Origin of the sequence: Dyella sp., assembly GCF_035685885.1 — a bacterium.
In the GTDB taxonomy this organism is placed as follows: domain Bacteria; phylum Pseudomonadota; class Gammaproteobacteria; order Xanthomonadales; family Rhodanobacteraceae; genus Dyella.
The window spans coordinates 1-23,398 of sequence record NZ_DASRZX010000016.1; the positions used below are offsets into that span (position 1 = coordinate 1).

At 63.9% G+C, this 23,398-nt stretch carries 29 protein-coding genes and 1 tRNA gene; 23 read left to right on the forward strand and 7 right to left on the reverse strand.

From position 1 onward, the window contains the following. The 4 genes from VFG49_RS02465 to VFG49_RS02480 all read right to left on the reverse strand — a co-directional run. Positions 1–288: FAD-binding protein (locus VFG49_RS02465; RefSeq protein ID WP_324857918.1), on the reverse strand; the 288-nt coding region annotated here is incomplete at its 3' end. A 4-nt stretch (positions 289–292) separates the two neighbouring features. Then, positions 293–706, reverse strand: a complete 414-nt coding sequence (gene sdhD / locus VFG49_RS02470) for a succinate dehydrogenase, hydrophobic membrane anchor protein (protein ID WP_324857919.1) — start codon at positions 704–706, stop codon at positions 293–295. After that, positions 703–1,098: a succinate dehydrogenase, cytochrome b556 subunit gene (gene sdhC, locus VFG49_RS02475; protein WP_324857920.1), complete on the reverse strand. Its 396-nt coding sequence runs from the start codon at positions 1,096–1,098 to the stop codon at positions 703–705. The genes sdhD and sdhC overlap by 4 nt, the downstream gene beginning before the upstream one ends. 89 nt (positions 1,099–1,187) lie before the next feature. Beyond that, positions 1,188–1,457, reverse strand: coding sequence for a succinate dehydrogenase assembly factor 4 (locus VFG49_RS02480; RefSeq protein ID WP_324857921.1), 270 nt, complete (start codon positions 1,455–1,457; stop codon positions 1,188–1,190). Between the two features lie 24 nt (positions 1,458–1,481). Here VFG49_RS02480 and VFG49_RS02485 point away from each other — a divergent pair, with 24 nt between their 5' ends. After that, positions 1,482–2,282, forward strand: coding sequence for a folate-binding protein (locus VFG49_RS02485; protein WP_324857922.1), 801 nt, complete (start codon positions 1,482–1,484; stop codon positions 2,280–2,282). Positions 2,283–2,739: 457 nt separating this feature from the next. Beyond that, positions 2,740–3,174 carry a cell wall hydrolase gene (locus tag VFG49_RS02490; protein ID WP_324857923.1) on the forward strand — a complete coding sequence of 145 codons (435 nt, stop codon included), beginning with the start codon at positions 2,740–2,742 and terminating at the stop codon, positions 3,172–3,174. A 74-nt stretch (positions 3,175–3,248) separates the two neighbouring features. On the opposite strand, the gene VFG49_RS19200 is transcribed toward VFG49_RS02490, so the two are convergent. Beyond that, positions 3,249–3,701: a glycine zipper 2TM domain-containing protein gene (locus tag VFG49_RS19200; protein ID WP_414649029.1), complete on the reverse strand. Its 453-nt coding sequence runs from the start codon at positions 3,699–3,701 to the stop codon at positions 3,249–3,251. 11 nt (positions 3,702–3,712) lie between these two features. Further along, on the reverse strand, positions 3,713–4,294 hold the full coding sequence (locus VFG49_RS02500; RefSeq protein WP_324857924.1) for a glycine zipper 2TM domain-containing protein: 582 nt from the start codon (positions 4,292–4,294) through the stop codon (positions 3,713–3,715). A gap of 138 nt (positions 4,295–4,432) precedes the next feature. On the opposite strand from VFG49_RS02500, the gene VFG49_RS02505 reads away from it, so the two are divergent. From VFG49_RS02505 to VFG49_RS02605, 21 genes are all read left to right on the forward strand, one after another. Next, positions 4,433–5,197, forward strand: a complete 765-nt coding sequence (locus tag VFG49_RS02505; RefSeq protein ID WP_324857925.1) for a TatD family hydrolase — start codon at positions 4,433–4,435, stop codon at positions 5,195–5,197. Positions 5,198–5,275: 78 nt separating this feature from the next. Next, positions 5,276–5,794: a MarR family winged helix-turn-helix transcriptional regulator gene (locus tag VFG49_RS02510; RefSeq protein WP_324857926.1), complete on the forward strand. Its 519-nt coding sequence runs from the start codon at positions 5,276–5,278 to the stop codon at positions 5,792–5,794. Further along, positions 5,791–7,299, forward strand: coding sequence for an efflux transporter outer membrane subunit (locus tag VFG49_RS02515; protein ID WP_324857927.1), 1,509 nt, complete (start codon positions 5,791–5,793; stop codon positions 7,297–7,299). The genes VFG49_RS02510 and VFG49_RS02515 overlap by 4 nt, the downstream gene beginning before the upstream one ends. After that, on the forward strand, positions 7,286–8,512 hold the full coding sequence (locus tag VFG49_RS02520) for an efflux RND transporter periplasmic adaptor subunit (RefSeq protein WP_324857928.1): 1,227 nt from the start codon (positions 7,286–7,288) through the stop codon (positions 8,510–8,512). Before VFG49_RS02515 ends, VFG49_RS02520 begins: the two co-directional genes overlap by 14 nt. 18 nt (positions 8,513–8,530) lie before the next feature. Then, positions 8,531–10,084, forward strand: coding sequence for a DHA2 family efflux MFS transporter permease subunit (locus VFG49_RS02525; RefSeq protein ID WP_324857929.1), 1,554 nt, complete (start codon positions 8,531–8,533; stop codon positions 10,082–10,084). An 88-nt stretch (positions 10,085–10,172) separates the two neighbouring features. Continuing rightward, complete coding sequence (phaR, locus tag VFG49_RS02530) at positions 10,173–10,652, forward strand: polyhydroxyalkanoate synthesis repressor PhaR (RefSeq protein WP_324857930.1); 480 nt, start codon at positions 10,173–10,175, stop codon at positions 10,650–10,652. Between the two features lie 93 nt (positions 10,653–10,745). Then, entirely contained in the window at positions 10,746–11,504 is a 759-nt protein-coding gene (phbB, locus tag VFG49_RS02535; protein WP_324857931.1) for an acetoacetyl-CoA reductase, read from the forward strand. A gap of 277 nt (positions 11,505–11,781) precedes the next feature. Then, entirely contained in the window at positions 11,782–13,176 is a 1,395-nt protein-coding gene (locus VFG49_RS02540) for an NAD(P)/FAD-dependent oxidoreductase (RefSeq protein ID WP_324857932.1), read from the forward strand. Next, the gene (locus VFG49_RS02545; RefSeq protein ID WP_324857933.1) at positions 13,169–13,594 is read left to right on the forward strand and encodes a DUF3293 domain-containing protein; all 426 of its coding nucleotides are present in this window, start codon (positions 13,169–13,171) and stop codon (positions 13,592–13,594) included. Before VFG49_RS02540 ends, VFG49_RS02545 begins: the two co-directional genes overlap by 8 nt. Positions 13,595–13,672: 78 nt before the next feature. After that, positions 13,673–14,311, forward strand: coding sequence for a cytochrome c biogenesis heme-transporting ATPase CcmA (gene ccmA, locus VFG49_RS02550; protein WP_324857934.1), 639 nt, complete (start codon positions 13,673–13,675; stop codon positions 14,309–14,311). Beyond that, positions 14,308–14,994, forward strand: a complete 687-nt coding sequence (gene ccmB / locus VFG49_RS02555) for a heme exporter protein CcmB (protein WP_324857935.1) — start codon at positions 14,308–14,310, stop codon at positions 14,992–14,994. Before ccmA ends, ccmB begins: the two co-directional genes overlap by 4 nt. Positions 14,995–14,998: 4 nt before the next feature. Further along, positions 14,999–15,781, forward strand: a complete 783-nt coding sequence (locus tag VFG49_RS02560; protein WP_324857936.1) for a heme ABC transporter permease — start codon at positions 14,999–15,001, stop codon at positions 15,779–15,781. Continuing rightward, positions 15,778–15,978, forward strand: coding sequence for a heme exporter protein CcmD (ccmD, locus tag VFG49_RS02565; RefSeq protein WP_324857937.1), 201 nt, complete (start codon positions 15,778–15,780; stop codon positions 15,976–15,978). Before VFG49_RS02560 ends, ccmD begins: the two co-directional genes overlap by 4 nt. 19 nt (positions 15,979–15,997) lie before the next feature. Beyond that, positions 15,998–16,465: a cytochrome c maturation protein CcmE gene (gene ccmE, locus VFG49_RS02570; RefSeq protein WP_324857938.1), complete on the forward strand. Its 468-nt coding sequence runs from the start codon at positions 15,998–16,000 to the stop codon at positions 16,463–16,465. Next, positions 16,462–18,435 (forward strand): heme lyase CcmF/NrfE family subunit, encoded by a 1,974-nt coding sequence (locus tag VFG49_RS02575; RefSeq protein ID WP_324857939.1) that lies wholly within the window; start codon positions 16,462–16,464, stop codon positions 18,433–18,435. The genes ccmE and VFG49_RS02575 overlap by 4 nt, the downstream gene beginning before the upstream one ends. After that, positions 18,432–18,977 carry a DsbE family thiol:disulfide interchange protein gene (locus VFG49_RS02580; RefSeq protein WP_324857940.1) on the forward strand — a complete coding sequence of 182 codons (546 nt, stop codon included), beginning with the start codon at positions 18,432–18,434 and terminating at the stop codon, positions 18,975–18,977. Before VFG49_RS02575 ends, VFG49_RS02580 begins: the two co-directional genes overlap by 4 nt. Before the next feature lie 74 nt (positions 18,978–19,051). After that, on the forward strand, positions 19,052–19,495 hold the full coding sequence (locus tag VFG49_RS02585; protein WP_414649032.1) for a cytochrome c-type biogenesis protein: 444 nt from the start codon (positions 19,052–19,054) through the stop codon (positions 19,493–19,495). Then, a complete protein-coding gene (locus tag VFG49_RS02590) occupies positions 19,492–20,535 on the forward strand; it encodes a tetratricopeptide repeat protein (protein WP_324857941.1) in 1,044 nt (347 codons plus the stop codon). Before VFG49_RS02585 ends, VFG49_RS02590 begins: the two co-directional genes overlap by 4 nt. An 84-nt stretch (positions 20,536–20,619) precedes the next feature. Then, positions 20,620–21,732, forward strand: a complete 1,113-nt coding sequence (metX, locus tag VFG49_RS02595) for a homoserine O-acetyltransferase MetX (protein WP_324857942.1) — start codon at positions 20,620–20,622, stop codon at positions 21,730–21,732. A 65-nt stretch (positions 21,733–21,797) separates the two neighbouring features. Next, positions 21,798–22,376 (forward strand): cysteine dioxygenase family protein, encoded by a 579-nt coding sequence (locus tag VFG49_RS02600; protein WP_324857943.1) that lies wholly within the window; start codon positions 21,798–21,800, stop codon positions 22,374–22,376. A 25-nt stretch (positions 22,377–22,401) separates the two neighbouring features. Continuing rightward, a tRNA-Leu gene (locus VFG49_RS02605) sits at positions 22,402–22,487 on the forward strand. Positions 22,488–22,586: 99 nt separating this feature from the next. On the opposite strand, the gene VFG49_RS02610 is transcribed toward VFG49_RS02605, so the two are convergent. Beyond that, positions 22,587–23,177, reverse strand: a complete 591-nt coding sequence (locus VFG49_RS02610; protein ID WP_324857944.1) for a hypothetical protein — start codon at positions 23,175–23,177, stop codon at positions 22,587–22,589. Positions 23,178–23,398 lie beyond the last annotated feature (221 nt).

Genomic DNA, 23,398 nt, shown 5'->3' on the forward strand with positions numbered 1-23,398 from the left:
GATCGCCTCGCGACACATGTACTCGATCGCGTCCTGGTCACCGAGCCAGTCGGAGCCCTTGATCGTGTCGTAGAAGTGGAAGCGCCAGTCGTCCTCGCCCATGTTGCCAAGCGCCGCCGAGATGCCGCCCTGCGCCGCCACGGTGTGCGAGCGGGTCGGGAACACCTTGGTGATGCACGCGGCCTTGAGGCCCTTCTCGGCCAAGCCGAAGGTGGCGCGCAGGCCCGCGCCACCGGCGCCGACCACGATCACGTCATACTTATGCTGTTGGATCTTGTAGCTTTCCATCGAATCAGGCTCCCAGCGCCACGCGCAGCACGGCCATCAACGTGGCCAAGGTGCCCAGCACCGCAAAGAATTTAACCAGCACGAGAAGGGCGACTTCCTTCCAGCGCGTGTGCACGTAGTCCTCGATCACGATCTGCAGGCCGAGCACGGCGTGCCAGCACACGGTGAGCACGAAGGCCACCAGCAGTACGGCGTTCCACGGCTTCGCCACGATGCTTCGCGCCGTGGCGTAGTCCGCGTGCAGCGCGCCCAGCACGGTCACGACAAACCAGAGCGCAAGAAAAACCAGCGCCGTCGCGGTGATGCGCTGCGTCCACCAATGACCAACGCCCGACTGCGCCGAACCAAGGCCGCGCGCGCGCTTGAGTGGGTTGCGCAACTGCGTGCGCACATCATGCTGCTGACCGTTCGCGCTCATGCCGCACCTCCGGAGGTCAGGATGTAGGCCCACACGATGAGGGTCAGCACCACGCTGCCGACGATCGACAGCCAGCTGGAGCGGATGAACTGCGGGATCGCGTAACCCATGCCGCCGTCCTGGAACAGGTGACGAATGCCGTTGCACAGGTGATAAAACAGTGCCCAGGTCCAGCCGAACATCAGTACTTGGCCAATCGGGCTGCCGATGCAGGTCTTGAACTGGAGATAGCTGGCTTCGCCGCTGGCGAGGGAGAACACGCCCCACAGCACGATCAGTGTTCCGACGGAAAGGGCAATGCCGGTAGCGCGGTGCACGATGGATGTCACCATCTGTACCTGCCACTTATATATGCCCATATGGGGAGAGAGCGGTCGTTGCGTGTCTGCCATGGCGGCTATCCTGGGTGGAATCGCTGATGCCCTTTACCGCCCTTCCCTATCTCCGACGACACCGGCGCAATGAGCCGGCGCGGCGAACATCAGAAGTCGATACAGCGTCCGTTCTTTTCCCAATCGCCATAGCGGGTGGGATCCGGCGCCGGTCGCTCCATCGGGGTCCTTTCCGTTGCCGGGACGGCGGGCACGGGTGCTTGTTCCGCTGGAACGGAAGCCGGCGAGGACTTTGTTTGGGAGGACGTATCGGACATGGTATGTGAAAGCTGTAAAAGCGTAATACTTGCGTAAATGCAGCACAACCTTGACGGCGGAGTGATCGTCTGACAGTAAGGCCTCCCACTTGCACCCGGCATGGCCCGCCCTTACCTCGCTCATCTATGACCGAACACTACGTTGCCCAAACCCTGTCGATCGAAGGTGCGGACGCCATTGCGTTCGCCCAATCCCAGTTCAGCAGCAATGTCTCTTCGCTCGCCGTCGGGCGCTGGCAATTCAGCGCATGGCTGGATGCACAGGGTCGAGTGCTTGCACTTTTTCATCTGGCCCGCATCGCCAACGATCAATTGCTCGTGATATTGCGCGGCGGTGATGCCGCGTCGATGGCCCAGGCGCTAGAGCGCTTCGTGTTCCGCTCCAGGCTCAAGCTCACCGCACTCCCCGCGACCACGCTTGCCACCGGCCCGACGCAGGAGGTTTACGCTGTCACTCGTGAAGGAGGCGCCTATGTATTGGGTTGTGGCAACCACAGCCTGGTCGTCGGCGCCAACATCGGCGACGGCGCATGGCGTGCGATGCAGATCCAGGCGGGCTGGCCATGGCTGCCCGACAACGTACTTGACCAATTGCTTCCGCCCGCACTATCCCTTGAGCGATTGCAAGCGGTCGCGTTCGACAAAGGCTGCTATCCAGGACAGGAAATCGTGGCGCGACTCCACTACCGCGGAGGCCACAAGCGACATATGCATTGCGTCGTATTGTCGCAGTTTTTGACTAGGGGCACCGTGCTGAGCCAAGGCGACAAGGCAGCCATCCAGTTGCTCGATGTTGCGGTTCACGACGCGCGCAACTGGGCGCTTGCCGTCATCGACGACGGACTCGTGAGCTCTTTGGAGAACGCAACATTTGCACTCTCTGAAGACAGTATTCACTTGCATATCGTGGAGAGCTGGTCTGCATGATCGAAGCAAGCATGCAAGGTTTCGCGATCGTCATCCGCAATGTGAGCGAAATGTGAACCCATACGCCCAGGCACTTGCCAGATCGAAAACCGACCACTAGTCTCCGCCAGCCAAGTCAAGCGACACCCACCGCCCAAGGGTGTCGACATACGCGACGAACCGGAAGGGTCCGGATCGGCGCGACCCGGCAGACAGCCGGTGTATTTCCCGCCATGAGCGCGGACGCAGTTGCAGGCAACGTGGTCGTCAGTACCCGAATAAAGCCTTTGCAGCACAAACACCAAGAGTGGCACCGGATCAGCCACTCGACTGGCCACAATCCCGTGGCAAAACGCCTGGCCACAAGTTTCGGCTAAGGCGAATCATCCAGGTGGAACGGCCTGCCCGCCCGTCCACCGCAACGGCGCACGAAGTCAGCAGCATCGACCTAGCGCGTACAGCACGTTGGAGGCAGACAATGAAACTTTCCATGCTGCTGTGGCTAGCGTCCGTGCTACCCCAGCCCCTCGCGGACCAGACCTGCCTGGCCACGACGGTGTATCTCGAGGCACGCAGTGAGTCGACCATCGGGCAATATGCGGTGGCCGAAGTAGCCCTACGTCGCCGCGACCGCGGCACCTGGGGCGGAAACGTCTGCCAAGTGGTGACATCCCCTCGCCAGTTCGCGCTGACCACTACCGCAAGCAGTTTCGAGGTCAACGACCTCAACTCGTGGACCAAGGCGTGGAAGATCGCCGGCGATTCCATAAGCAACTGGAGCCTTCCCAAGGGCGAGCGCACGGTTTATGTCCCGCAGGCGGATCACTTCGCCACGCTCGCGGTATCTCCGACGTGGTCCACGCGGCGCGTGGTCAGGACCATCGGCGATCATGCGTTTTACGCCGTCAACTGACAGCCAATACAAGCCATAAAAAAAGGCCCTCGCTAGAGGGCCTTTTCATTTGGACGTCTATACGTCCGCATGCATCACATTCTGTAGATCAAATTGTTGCGGATCTGCACGTAGTCACCCGGGCGAACCTGCGGATCTGCCGCCTGGGTCACGGTGGCGTAACGGCCATCGTCGAGCTTGACGGTCACCTGCCAGGCAACGTCCGGACCGCCGCTGTTCTTGCCGACCTGGTTGCCGACCGCACCGCCCGCCACCGCGCCGGCCACCGTGGCCAGCGTGCGGCCACTGCCGCCGCCAATCTGGTTGCCCAGCACGCCACCGGCGATGCCGCCGATGACCATGCCAAGCGGTGATGAACCCTTCTGTGTCTCGATCTGGCGCACGTCACTTACCACGCCACATTGCTCGCAACGATTAGAGGCGCCGCTGTACACCACCTGACGCTGTGGCGGCGTTTCGCAACCAGAAAGAAGCGTCAGAACGGAAATCAGTCCAACGACAGCCGCATGTCTAAGCAATGTCTGCATGGCGTGAATCCTCAGTGAGCGTCGGAAACGGCTACCACACCTTCCTGTACTTGCAGTTTGTCGCCCGGATCGTGATCCATCCGTACAGTGCGAGTGACGCCGTTGTACTCGTAACTCACGTCATACGCCACCACCTTGTCGCCGCCGTTGCCCGGCACCGTGGAGCACTTGCGCTGCGTCGTCTGCTGCGTCGCATTCTCCTGGTGGTTCTTCTGGATTTCATGGCCGGCATAACCACCGCCAACCGCACCCGCCACCGTGGCGAGCGTGCGACCCTTGCCACCGCCTACCTGGTTGCCGAGCAAGCCGCCAGCAACAGCGCCGATAGCCGTACCCGCGACTTGATGAGTGTCCTGCACGGGCTTGTGCGTCGTGACGACCTCGTCATGGCACACCTGCTGCGGTGCCGTCGCCTGATCGCGAATCGGCGTCACGCTAACCACGCGGGCGTACTTCGCACCCGACTGTCCTGCCTGCTGCGCCGTGCCATCCACGCCGCCATCGGCATTGGCGTCGCGATTGCACGCCGCAAGGCCACAAATCAACACAGCACCGATGCCTGCATGCAGCGCTGAAGCAACCAACTTGTTCATAATGCTCTCCTATGTGGATCAGCGGAGCACCCCGCATCCGCCTGACTCGATCCTACGTGCCGCCATTGAACCGCTGGTTCACTGAATGCCCGCTTAGATCGAAGCCAGCCATTTTCACGGTACAGGACCCAGTAATCTGTGCTCGAACTCACTGACAGCCATGCACATATCGACGACGCCGGGTTCGACGGCGATCGCGACGCCATGTTCGAGCGCGCGGGTCGCGCCGGCATCCGTCATATCGTCGTGCCGGCCATAGACAAGGCGTCGTGGACGCGCATTGCCGATCTGTGCAACAAGCGCCCGCAGGCGCTTCCCGCTTACGGCTTGCATCCGATATTCCTGAAACAGCATCGCCGCGAACATCTCAACGACCTGCGCACGTATCTGGAATCGAATCATGCAGTAGCCGTCGGCGAGATCGGGCTGGACTTCTTCCTACCGGAACTCGACCCGGCCGCGCAACGCGAATATTTCGTGCAGCAGCTGCACATTGCACGCGATTTCGATCTTCCCGTCATCGTCCACGCGCGTCGCGCGATGGATGAAGTGACGTCGACGATGAAGCGTATCGGAGGCCTGCGCGGCGTGGTGCACAGCTTTTCGGGCAGCCTTCAACAGGCGGAAAAGCTGTGGGAACTGGGCTTTCACCTCGGCATTGGTGGGCCCGTGACGTACGAACGCGCACAACGACTTCGTCACGTCGTCGCGACCATGCCCATGGAACGGTTGTTGCTCGAAACCGATGCACCCGACCAGCCCGGTGCATGCCATCGCGGCGAGCGCAACGAGCCAGCGAACCTTGTGGAAGTACTGGAGGTTATCGCAGGACTTCGCGGGGTGGATGCTTCCGTCGTCGCTCACGCAACCACCGACAACGCACGCGGACTGTTTCGCTTCTGAAGACCCTTGCGACACTCGCAGGACCAGTGCTAGCCTAATTACTTCACTGGCGAACTATCCTTCAATGAAATGAAGCGAATGCCCGAGTGTCTCCAGCACATGGACGAAGGTGTCTCCCGCGCCGGCGAAAGCCTGGCCGACTTTCCGCATCAGGAAGTCGTGCTTACACGATTGCTGTTGCTGGTAGGCGGCACGCTGCTCGATGAGCTTGAGCGGAACCTCAAGCCGTATGGCCTGCATGACAGCGACTTCCGCACGTTGATGATGATCTACAGCAGCCCCACGGGCAGTGCCAGCCCCACGGAACTGTGCGAGTACGCGCAGCAAGGCGCGACCAACATGACGCGCATTGCCAACGTCCTGGTGAAGGCTGGATTGGTGACCCGTGCCGCCGATGCCGAAGATCGGCGACGCGTCGTGCTAAGCATCACCGCCACGGGCAGACGTCTCGTGAAAAAACTGCTTCCGCCGCTGTATCCCAAGGTGCGCGGCGCCTTTGAGTCACTGACCGCCAGCGACAAGCGCACGCTCGACCGGCTGCTTCGCCAGATCGCGGTCAACATCGATTCGCTCACTCAATCGGACCTCAGTCCATGATTCCACACCGCTTGATACGCCACGGCGTTGGCCGACACGCATGGCTTGCCTGCGCGATAGCCGTTGCCATGGCCGGTTGTTCGATTCCAGCCAAGCTCAATCACCCGGCGATACGCGATGACGTACCGCTGGCGGGGCTGGAGGCTGGCCCGCGTGCCGGATGGCCCGAAGCCGAATGGTGGCGCCAGTACAACGATCCGCAGCTGGACCGGCTCATGGCGATGGCCATGAAGGATTCGCCGGATCTCGAGCAGGCGCGTTCGCGCGTCAATTCGGCCGAGCAGTCGGTTCGCGTGGCGACCGCGCAGTCGGGGCTCAGCGTCAACGGCAGCGCGCAGGTGGAGCGCCAGCGACTCAGCGAGAACGGCCTGATCCCACCGAAGTTCCTCGGCTTCACTTGGTACAACCAAGGCGATATCGGCGTGCAGGCGCAGTACGACTTCGACTGGTGGGGCAAGAAGCGCGCGACGATCGAATCGGCCATCGACCAGGGCCACGCGGCAGAGGCGCAGCAGAGTGCCGCCGCACTCGCCCTGCAAAGTACGGTGGCCGATACCTATTTTGGCTGGCTCGCCGACGAGGCCCGCGCCGGAATCGCCAAAGAGGCGGTCAAGACGCAGGAACAACTCGTCCATATCGCAACGCTGCGCGTGCACCAGGGCATCGACCGCCCCGATACGTTGCAGTCCGCGCAAGCGCAGCTGGCCGCGACGCGACAGATGCTGGTAGCCATCGAAAGCTCCGCACGCATCCGGCAGGCAGCGCTGGCGAGTCTGGTCGGCGTGGCGCCGGCCGAACTGCCGTCGCTGCAGCCGCGGGCACTGCCTGATGCCAACGGCGGCTTGCCGGACCATGCGGGCGTCGACCTCATCGCGCGGCGTCCTGATATCGCCGCCAGCCGCTGGCAAGTGGAAGCCGCGCTTCGCCAGACCGATGTGGCACGCGCCGAGTTTTACCCGGATATCAGCATCAGCGCGATGGCAGGGCTTTCGAGTATCGATCTGGACAAGATGTTCAATGCGGGCAACCGCGTATTCGCGCTGACGCCGGCACTGCATCTGCCGATCTTCACGGGCGGGTTGCTCGAAGCGAACTACGGCGTCAGCAAGGCCCAACTCGACGCCGCCGTTGCGCAGTACAACAGCACCGTGCTCAGCGCGGCACGCGACGTGGCGACGCAAAGCCTCACCGCCCAGCAACTCGAAGGTCGCCGCAAGGAGCAGGCGCGCGAAGTCAGCGCCAATCAGGCGCTGCTTGCCAATGCGCAGTCACGCGCGCGCCGCGGCGTAAGCGATGTGCGCGAAACGCTGGCTGCGCAGGCCCAGTTGCTGCAGCAGAAGGACGATGACGTCAACCTGCATGCACAGGCGCTGTCCACCGATGTCTCGCTGATCAAGGCACTCGGCGGCGGCTATCGCGCCGTGACGCCGGAACAGACCGCAAGCACCGACACCTCACTTTCCCCTTCGAACTCTTCCGGAGACGCCACGCATGAGCGCCACTGACGCTGACACAAAGCCGCAGAACGAGAGCGGCAAGAAGCAGCAGGAAAACGATAACGGCATGGCCGCCAAGGATCCGGCCAAGCGCCGTCGCGCGCTGTTGATCGTTGCCTTCGTCTTCATCCTCGGCGGCGCCATCTGGCTGGCTTTGTGGCTGTTCGTGTTCTCCAGGCGCGAGAAGACCGACAACGCCTATGTCGGCGGCAACCAGGTCGCGATTTCCGCACAGGTGCCGGGAACCGTCGTCGCCATCCTCGCCGACGATACGCAGCGCGTCGAAGCGGGCCAGATCCTGGTGAAGCTCGACAACACCGATGCCGAGGTTCGTCTGCAGCAGGCCAGCAGCACGCTCGCGCAGGCCGTGCGCCAGGTACGCCAGCAGACCGATTCGGCCAGTGGCGCCGACGCGCAGGTGGCCAAGGCCAGGGTGGACCTGAAGAAGGCCCAGGCAGATCTCGCCCGTCGCCAGCCGCTGATTGCCGAACAAGCCGAGGCGCCGGAAGTGGTGCAGCATCTGCGCGACGGCGTCGATCAGGCGCAGGCTGCCTACGATGCCGCGCAGGCGCAGGCTTCCGCCGCGCATGCCGCCATTGAAGGCACGGTGATCGCCAACAATCCGTCCGTCGAGCAGGCGCGGGCCAATTTCCGCGCCGCCTGGATCGCCGCGCGACGCAACGACATCTATGCACCGCTGACCGGTTACGTCGCGCAGCGCAGCGTGCAGCTGGGCAACAGCGTGCAGCCTGGCCAGCAACTGATGACGGTGGTGCCGTTGCACGACCTGTGGGTGGATGCGAACTTCAAGGAAAACCAGCTGCGCCACATTCGCGTGGGCCAGCCGGCCAAGATTGAATCGGACGTCTACGGTGGCAGCGTGGAATTCCACGGCAAGGTGATCGGCCTGGGCGCCGGCACGGGCAGCGTGTTCTCGCTGCTGCCCGCGCAGAACGCCACCGGCAACTGGATCAAGGTGGTGCAGCGCGTGCCGGTGCGCATCGCACTGGACGACAAGGAACTGGACCAGCATCCGCTACGCGTGGGTCTTTCCACCGAAGTCACCGTCGATATCACCGACGACAAGGGCGCGATGATGGCGCCGGCCGGCAACGGCCAGCCCATTGCGCAGACCAGCGTCTACGAGCAGATGGCGGCCAAGGCCGACGGGGAAGCGGAAAAGATCATCCAGGCCAATCTCAGCCAGCGCAACGCGAACTGACAGGCGCACGCATCCACCATGGCCACCTCCCCCGATGACGCCAAGCCGCTGCCGCCGCTTCATGGCTCGGCCCTTGTCCTGCTGACCATCGCGGTCGCGTTCAGCACCTTCATGGAGGTGCTGGACATGACCATCGTCAATGTCGCCGTGCCGCACATCGCCGGCAGCCTGGGCGTGAGCGCGAGTGAAGGCACCTGGACGATCAGCTCCTATTCGCTCGCCAGCGCCATCATGCAGCCGCTTACCGGCTGGATCGCGCGCCGCTTCGGCGAGGTGAAGACCTTCGTGGTCTCGGTGATGCTGTTCGTGGTGTTCTCCATGCTTTGCGGCCTCGCCACCTCGATGCCGATGCTGGTGTTCGCGCGACTGATGCAGGGCGCGGGCTCAGGCCCCATGGTGGCGTTGTCGCTCACGCTGTTGCTGGCGAGCTATCCCAAGGCACGGCAGGGCATCGCGCTCGCGCTGTGGGCCATGACGGTGGTGGTGGCCCCGATCTTCGGCCCGATCCTCGGTGGCTGGCTCACCGACAACTTCTCCTGGCCGTGGATTTTCTACATCAACCTGCCAGTGGGCCTGGCGGCTGCAGCGATCACCTGGTCGCTGCTGCGCAAGCGTGAAACCAAGACCTATCAGTCGCCCATCGACGTGGTCGGCCTGGTGCTGCTGGTGGGCGGCGTGGGCTGCCTGCAGTTCATGCTGGACAACGGCAACGACCATGACTGGTTCGCCTCGCCATTGATCACCACGCTGGGCCTGATCGCGCTCATCTCGCTGGTCTTCCTGGTGGTGTGGGAGCTGCACGCCAAGCATCCGGTGGTGGATCTGGGCCTGTTCCGCAAGCGCAACTTCACCGCGGGCGTGATCGCGCTTTCGCTCGGCATGTTCGCGTTCTTCGGCATCAACGTGGTGTTTCCACTATGGCTGCAGACCACGCTGGGCTACACCGCGACGTGGGCCGGCCTGGCCACTGCGCCAGTGGGCATCCTGGCCTTCCTGCTGTCGCCCATCCTCGGGCGCAACATGCAGAAGATGGATCTTCGCGTCATCGTGACCTTCGCCTTCGTGGTGTTCGCGGCGACCTCGTACTGGTTCTCCACCTTCGACAGTTCGGCCTCGTTCTCCACGCTCGTGCTGCCGCGCTTCGTGATGGGCATCGCCATCCCCTGCTTCTTCATCCCGCTCAACCAGATTTACCTGGCGGGCCTGCCGGCCGAGGAGATCGCCAGCGCCAGCGGCCTGGCCAACTTCTTCCGCACGCTGGGGTCGAGCGTGTCGACCGCAGTGACGGTGACGCTATGGCAGCACCGCGGGATCATGCACCACGCCAACCTGACCGAGAACGTGGCGCCAGCCAACCCGGCCGCCACTTCCCTGCTGCACGGCCTGACGCAGGGCGGACTGAGCCAGACGAAGGCGCTGGGCCTGGTCGACCAGCTGGTCAACCGCGAGGCGCTGACCCTGGCAGTCAACGACATCTTCTGGCTCTGCGCCCTGCTGTTCGTGCTGCTCATCCCCGTGATCTGGCTGGCAAAGCCTCCATTCGGGGCAGCCGGAGGCGCGGTAGGTCACTGATCTTCAAGGATTGCTGCACTCCCGGGTGCAGCATGACCTAAGGCATGGATGACTGGTGCGCCGCAATACCTTCTGCTAGTTTGTGTGCATGGCACAAACGATCCGCATCATCAAGAAGTATCCGAACCGCCGGCTCTATGACACGGAGATTTCCAGCTACATCACGCTGGAAGAAGTCCGTCAGCTGGTGCTGGACAGCGAGACTTTCGAGGTCCGTGACGCCAAGAGCGGCGAGGATCTGACCCGTTCGGTGCTGCTGCAGATCATCTCCGAGCACGAGGAGAAGGGGCAGCCGATGCTGTCGCCCCAACTGCTCAGCCAGATCATCCGCTTCTACGGCGACTCCTTGCAGGGCTTCATGGGTCCTTATCTGGAGCGCAGCCTGCAGGTCTTCCTCGACCAGCAGCAGCAGTTCCGCACGCAGCTCAACAGCCTGCTGGGGCAGACGCCCTGGTCGATGCTCAACGACCTTACCGAGCGCAACATGGAAGCCTGGCGCAACATGCAGCGCGGCCTGCTCGACACCGCGACCCAGGGCCAGCCCAACCGCGGCAACAAGAAGCCCTGAGCATCCGGCCGGCGTCCTTCGCCGGCCGTTCCGTCTCATACGCCGCTGCAGCACAACACGTGCTGCCCTGCGACATGTGCACGAGTCCTTCACATGACGACTTCCGCCCTTCCCCGTGTGGCCATCGTGACCGGTGGCATCGGTGGCCTTGGTACCGAGATCTGCCGACAGTTGGCTGAGGCGGGGCGTCAGGTGATCGCCGTGGACCTGCCCGCGCGCGATGACCGGCTACACGCATTCCGGCATGAGCTGGCCGACCTGGATGGCGCGGTCGTTTTCGAACCGGGAGACGTCAGCCAGTTCGAAAGCTGCGAGGCCTTGGTCCGGCGCGTGGAAGATCGGCACGGCAGCGTGGACATCCTGGTTAATGCCGCCGGCATCACCCGCGACACCAGCCTGCGCAAGATGACTCCGCAGCAGTGGCATGAACTGATGCGGGTGAATCTCGACGGCGTGTTCAACACGTGCCGCAACGTGGTCGAGGGCATGAGCACGCGTGGTTTCGGCCGCATCGTCAACCTCAGTTCGGTCAACGGACAGACCGGCCAGTTCGGCCAGACCAACTATTCCGCGGCGAAGGCCGGCGTGCATGGCTTCGGCATGGCGCTGGCGCGGGAGACCGCACGCAAGGGCGTCACGGTCAACACCGTTTCTCCCGGCTACTGCGATACCGCACTGGTGGCCGCCGTGCCGGAGGACATCCGCGCACAGATCATCGCGGACATTCCCGTGGGACGACTGGGTTCGCCGGGTGATATCGCACGCGCCGTGGCGTTCCTGACGGCAGACGATGCGGGCTACATCACGGGCGCGAACCTGCCGGTCAACGGCGGGTATTTCATGAGTTTCTGAAGCCGGTTTCCAAGGCACTGCGTGACTCGCTGCGCTCCCTTCGGGGCCTCCCTGCGGGCGTTCTCCGCACTTCGCGCTCCGTCCTGCTTTCGCAGCAAGGACGTGTCGGTGAAGTGGGCGCCACGGCAAACATGTACGTCATCCCGGCGAAAGCCGGGATCCAGCGTCTTTCGACCCTGATTACCTTCTTTGGCCTCGCCGGATAACCGCGTCGCTTGCGTGACGGCAAACCCGCTACTCTTGACGCTCAACGCGTTGACCACTTCAGCGGAGCCTCATGGCGCAGCAAATCACCCTTATCGGCGGCGGCCTGGTTGGCGCGCTGCTGGCCCAGCAGCTCGCAGGACGTGGTTTCAAGGTCGCCGTATTCGAGAAGCGCCCGGATCCGCGCATCGCAGGTTTCGTCGGCGGGCGCTCCATCAATCTCGCACTGGCCGAACGTGGCCTGCACGCGCTTCGACAGGCCGGGCTGGCTGACGATGTGCTGCAACGTGCCGTGATGATGCGCGGCCGCATGGTGCATACGCGCGATGGACGCTCCGGCCTGCAGCGCTACGGCGTCGACGACAGCGAGGTGATCTGGTCGGTATCGCGCGGCGCGCTCAACATGCTGCTGCTGGATGCCGCCGAAGCAGCCGGCGTCCGCTTTCATTTTGGCCAATCGCTGGTCTCGGCGGATTTCCCGGCGGGACGCATCCGGCTGGCGGACGAGGCGGGCACCAAGCGCGAGATCGATGCTCCCATCGTCATTGGCGCCGACGGCGCAGGCTCTGCCCTGCGCGCCGCGATGAACCGGCATGCGCCGCTCGGCGAGCGCATCGAGGCCTTGGGCCATGCCTACAAGGAACTGGAGATTCCACCAGCCGGCATCCTGTCCGCCGACCTGATCGACCGTAGCGGCGGGCACGACCAGTTCGCGCTGGAGCCGCACGCGCTGCATATCTGGCCACGTGGCGGCTACATGTGCATCGCGCTGCCCAACACCGAAGGCAGCTTTACGGTCACCCTGTTCCTTCCGGCACAGGGCGCGCATCCCAGCTTTTCCACAGTGGCGGATGCAGCAGCGGCGCGGGCGTTCTTCGCCGAGGATTTTCCGGACTTGCTGCCGCTCATTCCCGATTTCGAGAACGACTACGACGGGCATCCGGTCGGCACGCTGTCGACGCTGTACCTGGACCACTGGCACCTGGAAGGCCGCGCGCTGCTGGTCGGCGATGCGGCGCACGCCATCGTGCCGTTCCACGGCCAGGGCATGAACTGCGGCTTCGAGGACACGGTGGTGCTGGCGTCCCTGCTGGCCGAGGCCCCCAGCGATACCGCCGACGTGTTCGCCGAGTTCCAGCGGATCCGCCAGCCCAACAGCAACGCCATAGCCGCCATGGCGCTGGAAAATTACGTGGAAATGCGCGACTCGGTTGCAGACCCGCACTTCCTGGCCAAGCGCGAACTGGGCCTGCTGCTGGCCGAGCGCGCGCCGCAGCATTTCATGGCGCGCTACCGCATGGTCACCTTCACCCACCTGCCCTACGCCTATGCCTTCGAACGAGGGCGCGCGCAGGACACCTTGCTGGAGCAGCTGTTGCACGGCTCGGTGAACGCGCGCGAGGTCAATCTCGACGCGGCCGTTGCCGCCTTGCGCGCCACCCTGCCGCCACTGCCCGAGCATGGATGAGGCGCTGCTCGCGGCCTATCGCGCCACCGAGTACCGAGTGCGCCTGAGCCGCGGTGGACACGCCAGCCTGCATATCGGCCACACACCACCCACCGAACTGATCGCCCTGATCGACGGGCAACCGTGGAGCTTCATCACGGCCTGGAACCCAGGCTCGCTACCCCAGCCGAGGCAACACAACCGGCACGCGCAACGTCACCTGCTGGCTGTCCTGCGAGCGTTGCCGGACGCCACGCAGGTGCGCGCCGGCACGGGCGTAGGCGCGGATGGTTGGCGCGAGCCCAGTCTTTTCGTGGTGGGCGTGCGGACGGAGGCGCTCGATGACCTATGCCTGCAATTTGGGCAGAACGCCTATGTCCACGGCCAATCTACGGGGCCCGCGCGACTGCGACTGACGCCCGGAACGGCACACGGCTGAGAGGCCGCTTCGCCCATGCCGCCTTGGCGGCAGCACGCCGCATGGACAAGCCTGTCAGGCTTTGCGGACAATCGCGCGATGAGTGCCCTGTCTGACACCGTCCCGATCCTTCTGGAAGCGCGGGCGATTTCCTTCTACCGCCTGGACGAACCCGTGTTCGGCCCGCTGGATTTTCGCGTGCGCGAAGGCGAAGTCGCGCTGGTGGAGGGCGACAACGGCAGCGGCAAGACCACCCTGCTGCGCATCCTGGCCGGGCTGTTGCGGCTGGACGATGGCGAGCTCAGCTGGCGTGGCGACGCATGGCGCCGCGTCGAGCACCTGGGAGACACCTTGTTCCTGGGTCATCACCTGGGCCTGAAATCCGATCTCAGTGCACGCGAGAACCTGGCGGTGGCCGCCGGCACGTACGGCACCCGCTCGGGTCGCGATGTCGACGGCGCGCTCGTTGCGATCGGCCTGGCGGGCTACGAGGACGAACCCGTGCGCCGGCTTTCCGCCGGCCAGAAGAAGCGCGCAGCGCTGGCCCGACTGCTGCTGCTGCCGGCCACCCTGTGGCTGCTGGACGAACCGTATGCCAACCTCGACCGCACCGGCATCGAACTGGTGAACCGCCTGCTTGCAGAACACTCCGCCGAGGGCGGCGCAGCCCTGGTCACCAGCCATGGCGCGGTGAGCTTCCTCACGGGCGAGCCCACCCGGATACGCATGCACGCATGAGTCACGCGACGCTCGCCACCGCTTGCGCCGCCGTACTGCGCCGCGACCTCACACTCGCCTGGCGCCGCCGCGGCGATATCGCCATGCCGGTGCTCTATGCGCTCATCGTGGTGACCCTGTTCCCATTTGCCCTCGGTCCCGAGGACGCACTGCTGCAGCGCATTGCAGGTGGCGTGGTGCTGGTGACCATGCTGCTGGCCATGCTGCTGGCGCTGGATGCCATGTTCCGCAGCGACATCGAGGACGGCTCGATCGAGCAGCTGATGCTGGCGCCGCAGCCGCTGGCGATGATGCTGGCGATGAAGATCCTCGCGCACTGGATCACCACCGCATTGCCTCTGATCGTCGTCGCCCCGCTGCTCGCGGGCATGCTGCATCTGCCGGCCGACGTCATCCCGGTACTGGTTTACGTGTTGCTGCTCGCCACGCCCATGCTAAGCCTGCTGGGTGCCGTGCTGGTGGCTCTGACGGCCGGTACGCGGCGCTCTGGTATGCTTCTGGCGCTGATGCTGCTGCCGCTTTGCGTGCCAGTGGTGATCTTCGCCGCCGGCGCGGTCGCCGCGGCTCAACAGGGTCTGCCGTGGCTCGCGCCCGTTGCCTGGCTGGGTGCCTCGCTGGTCATGGCCCTGGTGCTGGCGCCGCTGGCCTGCGCCGCCGCACTCCGCATTGCCTTGGACGCATAAGACGATGGCCAACTGGATCCCCTTGTGGGTGCACAAGCTCAGCTCGCCGCCGAACTTCTACCGTTTCGCCGGCATCGTGCGCCCCTGGGCTCTCGCCTTGGCGCTGTTGCTGTGCGCGGTCGGTCTCTACGGCGGATTGGTGCTGGCGCCGGCCGATTACCAGCAGGGCGACGCCTACCGCATCATCTTCATCCACGTGCCCAGCGCGTGGATGAGCCTGTTCATCTACGGTGTGATGGCGGTCGCCGCGTTCATTTCGCTGGTATGGCGCATCAAGCTGGCGGAAGTGGTGGCGATGGAGTCGGCGCCGATCGGCGCGGCATTTACCTTCATCACGCTGGTCACCGGCTCGCTGTGGGGCAAGCCGATGTGGGGCACCTGGTGGACCTGGGATGCGCGGCTCACTTCCGAGCTGGTGCTGCTGTTCCTTTATCTGGGTGTGATCGGCCTGTACCACTCGTTCGAAGACCGTCGCCAGGGCGCGCGTGCCGCTGCCTTCCTCGCCATCATCGGCATCATCAATGTGCCCATCGTGCATTTCTCGGTGAACTGGTGGAACACGCTGCACCAGGGTTCCACCGTACGCATCCTCGGTCCCTCGAAGATGAGCAGCGACATGCTGTGGCCACTGCTGACCATGATGGCCGCCACCAAGCTCTATTACATCGCCAGCCTGTTCGGCCGCGTGCGCACTGACCTGCTTTCGCTGGAAAGCGGCAAGGACTGGGTGCGCCAGATCGCCGAAAAACAGGGACACGCCGTGACCGGCCGGAAGAATCCGCCATGACGCCGTTCTCCTGGGATCACTTCATCGCGATGGGCGGCTACGCCGCCTACGTGTGGCCGTCGTTCGCGCTGTTCTTCATCGTGCTGATCGCCGACTACGTCAGCCCCACCTTGCGCCGTCGCCGCCACCTGCGCGAACTGCGCAGCCGCATGGCTCGCCAGGCCGTCCGGCAGCAACGCAACCCTTCAGCGCCGTGACCGGCACTTACAGAGTCTTATGAATCCCACCCGCAAGCGCAGGCTCACCATCGTCCTTCTCGTGATCGTCGCAGCCGTCATCGCGGTCGGGCTGACCGTGTTCGCACTGCAGCAGAACATGAACTACCTGTTCACCCCCAGCCAGGTGCAGACCGGCGAGGCGAGCAGTTACAAGACCTTCCGCCTCGGCGGCATGGTGAAGGCGAACTCGATTCAGCGCAGCAGCGATTCGCTGAAGGTCACCTTCACCGTGGTCGATGCCAGCGGCTCGATGCCAGTGGAGTACACCGGCATCCTTCCCGACCTGTTTCGCGACAACCAGTCGGTGATCGCCACCGGCCACATGGACAACGCGCGTTTCATCGCCACCGAAGTGCTCGCCAAGCACGACGAGACGTACATGCCCAAGGAACTGAAGGACGCCATGGCCAAGGCGCACGAGGGCAAGGCGATCAACGAGACCGCCGGCCAGGATAAACCGCAATGACACCGGAACTCGGGCAACTCGCCCTGATCCTCGCCCTGCTGCTGGCTTTTGCGCAGGGTGTATTGCCGCTGGTCGGTGCATGGCGCAACAACCGCGCCCTGATGGCAGTGGCACGCACGGCCGCGACTGGCCAGGCGGTGTTTGTCACCATGGCTTTCCTGTTGCTGGTATGGGCGTTCCTCAAGTTCGACTTCTCGGTGCAATACGTTGCCGACAACTCCAACCTCGCACTGCCCTGGTACTACCGTGTCGCCGCAGTGTGGGGCGCGCACGAGGGTTCGCTGCTGTTATGGATCTTCATCCTCAACCTGTGGACGCTCGCTCTGGCGATCTTGAGCCGCAACCTGCCCGAGATCTTCGTGGCGCGCGTGCTGGGCGTGCTGGGCCTGGTGTCGGTGGGCTTTCTCGCGTTCATCATCTTCACCTCCAACCCGTTCATGCGTCTGCTGCCGATGCCGCCCGATGGTGGCGACCTCAATCCGGTGCTGCAGGATCCGGGCATGACCTTCCATCCGCCCGTGCTCTACATGGGCTATGTGGGGTTTTCGGTGGCCTTCGCGTTCTCCATCGCCGCACTGTTGGGCGGTGAGCTGGAACAGGCATGGGTACGCTGGGCACGACCGTGGACCAACGTAGCCTGGGGTTTCCTTTCCGCCGGCATCGTGGCGGGCAGCTGGTGGGCCTATGCCGAGCTGGGCTGGGGCGGCTGGTGGTTCTGGGATCCGGTGGAAAACGCCAGTTTCATGCCGTGGCTGGTGGGCGCTGCGCTGATCCATGCGCAGGCGGTAACGGAGAAGCGCGGTGGATTGCGCGCCTGGACCATCCTGCTGTCGATCTTCGCGTTCTCGCTGTCGCTGCTGGGCACCTTCCTGGTGCGCTCCGGTGTGCTGACCTCGGTGCATGCATTCGCGTCCGATCCCAGGCGTGGCCTGTTCATCCTGTGCTTCCTCGCCGTGGTGGTGGGTGGCTCGCTGCTGCTGTATGCGCTGCGCGCACCCAAGGTGGCGGGCGGCAAGCCTTTCAGCGTGGTGTCGCGTGAGACGGCGATTCTCATCGGCAACCTGATGCTCACCGTGGCGGCGGCGATGGTGCTGCTCGGCACGCTGTTCCCGCTGCTGGGCGATGCGCTGAACCTCGGCAAGATTTCGGTGGGACCGCCCTACTTCGGCTTCCTGTTCACGCTGTTGATGATTCCGGTGGTGGTGCTGCTGCCGTTTGGCCCGTACCTGCGCTGGGGCAAGAGCGACACGCCGCTGCTCAAGCGCGTGATGGGGCGCGCTGGCCTTGCCGCCGTGGCATCCGCGATCGTGGCCGGGTTTGTGACCAGCGGCGAAACCAAGGCCATCGCAGGCACCGCCGCGGCTGTGTGGTGCGGCTTCGGCACCTTGCTCTATGTGTTCAAGCGCTGGCGCGAGATGCCGGCGGGCCGTCGCTATCCGGCGGAGATGGCCGGCATGCTGCTCGCGCACTTTGGCGTGGGCGTGTTCCTCGCCGGCGTGTTGCTGACCAACGCGCTCAGCGTGGAACGCGATGTGCGCGTGGCGCCCGGCCAGACCGAAAGCATCGGCGGCTACGACTTCCGCTTCGATGGCGTGCAGCAGACGCAGGGTCCGAACTGGCAGGGCGACCAGGGCACGGTGACGGTGATGCGCGGCGGTCGCGAGATCGCCGTGATGCATCCGCAGAAGCGCACGTACACGCGCGGCCAGGTGCAAACGGAATCGGCGATCAATCCGGGCTTGTTCCGCGATCTCTACGTGGCGCTGGGCGAACCGATGGATCGTGCGCATCCTGACGGCGCCTGGGCATTGCGCCTCTACGACAAGCCGTTCGTGCGCTGGATCTGGGCTGGTGGCTTGCTGATGATGCTGGGCGGCTTTTTCGCCGCGGCCGACCGTCGCTTCCGCACCAGGCGCGTTGCACAGACGCAAGGCGTCTCCTCACCGGCGCTGCAGGAATCGCGCGCATGAGCCGCCTGCTGCCTTTCTTCGGTTTTCTGCTGCTCGTTGTGTTGTTCGGCTTTGGCATCTGGTGGAACACGCAGCACGACCAGCGCGAAGTTCCTTCGCCGCTGATCAACAAACCGGCACCAGCGTTCGCGCTGCCGAAGCTGGACGATCCATCGCAAACCGTCAGTCGCGACACGCTGCTCGGCAAGCCCTATCTCATCAATGTTTTCGCCAGCTGGTGCATCGCCTGCGGCGAGGAGCACCCGGTGCTGATGACGCAGGGCAAGTCCATTGGCGTGCCGATCATCGGTTACAACTACAAGGATGCGCCGGACGACGCCAAGGCGTGGCTGGCGCAGCACGGCAATCCCTACGACCTGGTCATCGCCGACCAGGAAGGCCGCACGGCCATCGATTTCGGCGTGTACGGCGCGCCAGAAAGCTTCCTGGTCGATGGCAAGGGCGTGATCCGCTACAAGCGCATCGGCCCGTTGACGCCCGAAGCGATCGAGAAAGAACTGAAGCCCGCCATCGCGGCGCTGGCGAAGGAACCTGCGCCGTGAGCGCGCTCAGTCTTTCTGCAGGAGCGCACCCAGTGCGCGATAAGCCTACGCAGCGCAGATATCGTCATCGCGTACTGGGTGCGCTCCTGCAGTGGGGGCTGCTGCTCTTTTCGAGCATCGCATTTGCCCAGGCCATCGACCCGCTGCCGTTCAAGGACCACGCGCAGGAAGTCCGCTTCCAGGCGCTCACACGCGAACTGCGCTGCCTGGTGTGTCAGAACGAGAATCTCGCCGACTCCAACGCCGATCTGGCACGCGACCTGCGGCATGAAGTGTTTGATCTGATGCAGCAGGGCAAGAGCGACGAGGAGATCAAGCAGTACCTCGTGGATCGCTATTCGGATTTCGTGCTGTACGACCCGCCGGTGCAGGGCAGCACCGTATTGCTGTGGTTCGGACCGCTGGCGATTCTGCTGGCGGGCGCTGCCGTGGTAATCGTCACGGTCCGGCGGCGCGGGCGCGCAGCGCAGGCACCGACCGTCGATGACAAGCCGAACGACGAAGGGGACGATTGGTGAAGCTGGCTTTTTTCCTGATCGCTGCGGTGATGATCGCCGCGGCGTTGCTGCTGTTGTTGATCCCGTTGATGCGGCACGGCCGCCGGCAGGGGCATTCCCGCCGCGTGTTCGTGCTCGCCCTGATCCTCTCGCTGGTTCTTCCCGCGGCTGCCATCGGCCTTTATCTCACCGTGGGCACGCCCGTCGTGCTCAATGGTGTACCGCAGGCTCCGAAGAGCATGGACATCGACCAGGCCGTGGCGGAACTCAAGTCGCACCTGGCCCAGCAACCCAAGGATCTGCAGGGCTGGATGCTGCTGGCGCAGACCTATAGCGTGATGCGTCGTCCCGCGGATGCGCGCGATGCCTACGACCACGCCTTGCAGATCGACGCTGACAACGGCGTGGCCATGGTTGGCTGGGCGGAGGCGGACTCGCTGCTGCGCGAAGACCATCGCATCGAAGGCCGCGCCGCGGAACTGCTGGAGCGCGCGGTGAAGCTGGACCCGCAAAGTCAGCGCGGCCTCTGGCTGCTCGGCATCAGCCAGTTCCAGCACGATCACTACAGCGAAGCCGCCGCCACTTGGCGACAACTGCAGCCGCAGCTCGAACCAGGTTCGACCGTGGCGAAGGCCGTCGCCGAGCAGATTGCCGTGGCCGATGCCCGCGCCGGGAATCCGGGCAGGACCGCGCCCGAAACGCCAGGCGACACCCAGGGTCCGGCGCTGAGGGTAGAAGTGAACCTGGCTCCGACCCTGAAGGACAAGCTGGCGCCGGGCGACACGCTCTTCGTCTACGCGCGCGCCGAAGAGGGCCCGCCGATGCCGCTGGCGGTCGCGAAACTCGATGCCGCCGCCCTGCCCGCCACGGTGACGCTCACCGACGCCATGGGCATGACGCCCCAGTTCAAACTATCCTCGGTCGCACGTGTGTTCGTGGGGGCGCGCATCAGCAGGAGCGGCCAGGCCATGCCTCAGGCGGGTGACCTCGAAGGCGATGCGGGTGTTGTCGACGTTTCCACGCGGACACCCGTCAGGATAACCATCGACAAGGTCCATTGATGGCCAAGCGCATGTGTCAACGTACACTCCCACGTTCTTCCTGACCTGCGGACAACCCGCTTCCGGCGCGAGATGACTTGGCCCATGAAGACGAACTCCAAGGATGCGCGCCGCTACTTCGCCCTTCCTTCGCCTTTCGCCATGAAGCGTGGCGGCGAACTTCATCAGGCGCGCGTGGCGTACGAAACCTGGGGCGAACTCAACACCGCGCGCGACAACGCGGTACTGATCCTCACCGGCCTGTCTCCCAGCGCGCATGCTGCCTCCAACGCCGAAGACCCGTCCGAAGGCTGGTGGGAAGCGATGATCGGGCCGGGCAAGGCCATCGACACCTCGCGCTGGTTCGTCATCTGCGTGAATTCGCTGGGCAGCGACAAGGGGTCCACCTGCGCCGCGTCGATCAATCCGGCCACGGGTGAGCCCTACCGATTGGATTTCCCCGAGCTCTCGCTGGAGGACGTGGCCCACGCCGCGCACGCCGCCGTGTCCGGCCTCGGCATCGAGCAGCTGGCATGCCTGATCGGCTGCTCAATGGGTGGCATGAGCGCGTTGGCCTATATGGTGCTGCATCCGGGCAGCGTGCGTGCGCACATCAGCGTGGACACCGCACCACAGGCGCAACCCTTCGCCATTGCGATCCGCTCCCTGCAGCGCGAAGCCATACGACTCGATCCGCAATGGAACAACGGCCATTACAGCGACGATAGCTATCCCATCGATGGCATGAGCATCGCGCGCAAACTGGGCGTGATCACCTATCGCTCGGCGATGGAATGGAACGGCCGTTTCGCACGCATCCGCCTCGATCCGGAGCAGCGCGACGACAACCCCTTCGGCCTGGAATTCGAAGTGGAGTCGTACCTGGAAGGCCACGCACGTCGCTTCGTGCACACCTTCGACCCCAACAGCTACCTCTATCTCTCGCGCGCCAGCGACTGGTTCGACATCTCCGAATACGGTAGTGGCGGCGTCATGGAAGGCCTCAAGCGCATCCAGGTGGAGAAGGCCATGGTGATCGGCGTGAGCACCGATATTCTTTTCCCGCTGGAACAGCAGGAGCAGATCGCCGACGGCTTGCGTGCGGCAGGCGCGGTGGTCGACTTCGTGGCGCTGGATTCGCCGCAAGGTCACGACGCGTTCCTGGTGGACATTCCCAACTACAGCCGCGCCATCGGCGGTTTCCTGGGCCGGCTCTGATCCCGCCTGCGCCTCCGGCCCGCCGCTGCTAAGATGGCGTGGCTACACCGCAACCCGAGAACGACATGCTTACCCTGGATTTTCCCGGCTCCCGCCAGCTGATCGACGCGATCGACAACGCCGTCGCCCAGGACTCCACCCGAGCCGTCACCGACAGCCTGCGCAACAGCCTGTGCCGGCTCATCCGCAGCCAGGAAGTGAAACTTCCCGCCTGCGTGTTCGAGACCGCCGCAGGCCGCTACGCCCGTCGCGAGCTGTATCGCAGCGAGGAGCACGGCTACTGCGTGGTGGCGATGACCTGGGGTCCAGGCCAGGGCACGCCCATCCATGACCACTGCGGCATGTGGTGCGTGGAAGGCGTCTGGAGCGGCGCACTGGAAGTGGTGCAGTACGAGCGGCTCGCCGACGAAGACGGCAATTACCGCTTCCAGCCGGTCGGATCGATCCAGGCCGGCCCCGGTTCCGCCGGCAGCCTGATCCCGCCGCACGAATACCACACGATCCGCAATGCCAGCGACGACGCCGTGGCCGTCAGCCTGCACATCTATTCGGGTGCCATGACCCACTGTGCCGTGTTCCAACCGCTGGGCCACGATCAGTATCAGCGGTCCGATCGCCAGCTGGGGCTCGACCCGGTCCACTGAACCCGGCATAATCGCTTGCTGCAATGCCGGTGTGGCGGAATGGTAGACGCGGCGGACTCAAAATCCGCTTCTGGCGACAGAGTGTAGGTTCGAGTCCTATCACCGGTACCAGTAGTAGAAAAAACCTGTAATTCAAGGCTCTACAAAACGGGCGCAAGCAACACTAGTACACCCGTTTAGTACACCTTTCAGAAGGCCCTGAGGGAAACCTCAGGGCTTTTTGTTTGACAGCACGGTCAATCGAACGTCCTTCAATTCGATGTCCCCGTGCTCGCATGATTCGATCACACCAGAGACTCGCAACGGGTGACCCTCGTGCAGCAAACGAAGCTGCGGATACGTGGCCGCATCTACCCCGCAGGTGACCCTTGATAGCCGATTGGGTTCTAGGGAGAGACGGACGCGGAACTTGCCCTCTTTTTCCGAAGCCGCGCGAAGATACAGAACCCAATCGACACGAATTCCGATGTATCGATCACCTACCTGCTTCCTCATAAGCGGAGCGGCCTTGTCGATCTCCGCTTCGATTTGCTCAAAGGTCAAGTCGGGAATGTGAGGCGTCGGCTCCGGCACTGAAATCGGAAGTGGCCGCACCTCAGGCGCTTCAGTCACGACAACGAGCGGGGCAGTTTGGCCTGCCGATTCAATTGCAGGTGATGGCGGTGCAGGTGCGTTCCGACGCCTGAGATGCAAAAAAAACTCCTTTCCCGCTTCTTGCAAAGCGCCCCTGAAAAAGTACCCCGTGAGGATGAGCACGCCGGTCAGGCCTAGCACCAATGGTTTATCATCAATCCAGCTCAAAGTGCCCCCAGTTCTCATTTGTACGGTCTACTAGGTATCGAAAAAACGGGGTTCAAAGTGTACGTTTGGGGTTCTGTGTCACCCCAAGAACACGCCCCAGCTGATCCCGAATTGGACGCTTTACAGCTACAGCACGAAGGCGCTCTTCAGGTTTAGCCCACGGGGTATTGCAACCCTGCGGTGTAACTTGGGTGCGTCCTTCCACTCTTTGCCGTTGAAGA

What these genes read in the sequence shown, in the direction of transcription:
- sdhD (WP_324857919.1), bottom strand. Translation starts at nt 706, where the DNA reads ATGAGCGCGAACGGTCAGCAGCATGATGTGCGCACGCAGTTGCGCAAC.
- sdhC (WP_324857920.1), bottom strand. Translation starts at nt 1,098, where the DNA reads ATGGCAGACACGCAACGACCGCTCTCTCCCCATATGGGCATATATAAG.
- VFG49_RS02480 (WP_324857921.1), bottom strand. Translation starts at nt 1,457, where the DNA reads ATGCCGGGTGCAAGTGGGAGGCCTTACTGTCAGACGATCACTCCGCCG.
- VFG49_RS02485 (WP_324857922.1), top strand. Translation starts at nt 1,482, where the DNA reads ATGACCGAACACTACGTTGCCCAAACCCTGTCGATCGAAGGTGCGGAC.
- VFG49_RS02490 (WP_324857923.1), top strand. Translation starts at nt 2,740, where the DNA reads ATGAAACTTTCCATGCTGCTGTGGCTAGCGTCCGTGCTACCCCAGCCC.
- VFG49_RS19200 (WP_414649029.1), bottom strand. Translation starts at nt 3,701, where the DNA reads ATGCAGACATTGCTTAGACATGCGGCTGTCGTTGGACTGATTTCCGTT.
- VFG49_RS02500 (WP_324857924.1), bottom strand. Translation starts at nt 4,294, where the DNA reads ATGAACAAGTTGGTTGCTTCAGCGCTGCATGCAGGCATCGGTGCTGTG.
- VFG49_RS02510 (WP_324857926.1), top strand. Translation starts at nt 5,276, where the DNA reads ATGCCCGAGTGTCTCCAGCACATGGACGAAGGTGTCTCCCGCGCCGGC.
- VFG49_RS02515 (WP_324857927.1), top strand. Translation starts at nt 5,791, where the DNA reads ATGATTCCACACCGCTTGATACGCCACGGCGTTGGCCGACACGCATGG.
- VFG49_RS02520 (WP_324857928.1), top strand. Translation starts at nt 7,286, where the DNA reads ATGAGCGCCACTGACGCTGACACAAAGCCGCAGAACGAGAGCGGCAAG.
- VFG49_RS02525 (WP_324857929.1), top strand. Translation starts at nt 8,531, where the DNA reads ATGGCCACCTCCCCCGATGACGCCAAGCCGCTGCCGCCGCTTCATGGC.
- phaR (WP_324857930.1), top strand. Translation starts at nt 10,173, where the DNA reads ATGGCACAAACGATCCGCATCATCAAGAAGTATCCGAACCGCCGGCTC.
- phbB (WP_324857931.1), top strand. Translation starts at nt 10,746, where the DNA reads ATGACGACTTCCGCCCTTCCCCGTGTGGCCATCGTGACCGGTGGCATC.
- VFG49_RS02540 (WP_324857932.1), top strand. Translation starts at nt 11,782, where the DNA reads ATGGCGCAGCAAATCACCCTTATCGGCGGCGGCCTGGTTGGCGCGCTG.
- VFG49_RS02545 (WP_324857933.1), top strand. Translation starts at nt 13,169, where the DNA reads ATGGATGAGGCGCTGCTCGCGGCCTATCGCGCCACCGAGTACCGAGTG.
- ccmA (WP_324857934.1), top strand. Translation starts at nt 13,673, where the DNA reads ATGAGTGCCCTGTCTGACACCGTCCCGATCCTTCTGGAAGCGCGGGCG.
- ccmB (WP_324857935.1), top strand. Translation starts at nt 14,308, where the DNA reads ATGAGTCACGCGACGCTCGCCACCGCTTGCGCCGCCGTACTGCGCCGC.
- VFG49_RS02560 (WP_324857936.1), top strand. Translation starts at nt 14,999, where the DNA reads ATGGCCAACTGGATCCCCTTGTGGGTGCACAAGCTCAGCTCGCCGCCG.
- ccmD (WP_324857937.1), top strand. Translation starts at nt 15,778, where the DNA reads ATGACGCCGTTCTCCTGGGATCACTTCATCGCGATGGGCGGCTACGCC.
- ccmE (WP_324857938.1), top strand. Translation starts at nt 15,998, where the DNA reads ATGAATCCCACCCGCAAGCGCAGGCTCACCATCGTCCTTCTCGTGATC.
- VFG49_RS02575 (WP_324857939.1), top strand. Translation starts at nt 16,462, where the DNA reads ATGACACCGGAACTCGGGCAACTCGCCCTGATCCTCGCCCTGCTGCTG.
- VFG49_RS02580 (WP_324857940.1), top strand. Translation starts at nt 18,432, where the DNA reads ATGAGCCGCCTGCTGCCTTTCTTCGGTTTTCTGCTGCTCGTTGTGTTG.
- metX (WP_324857942.1), top strand. Translation starts at nt 20,620, where the DNA reads ATGAAGACGAACTCCAAGGATGCGCGCCGCTACTTCGCCCTTCCTTCG.
- VFG49_RS02600 (WP_324857943.1), top strand. Translation starts at nt 21,798, where the DNA reads ATGCTTACCCTGGATTTTCCCGGCTCCCGCCAGCTGATCGACGCGATC.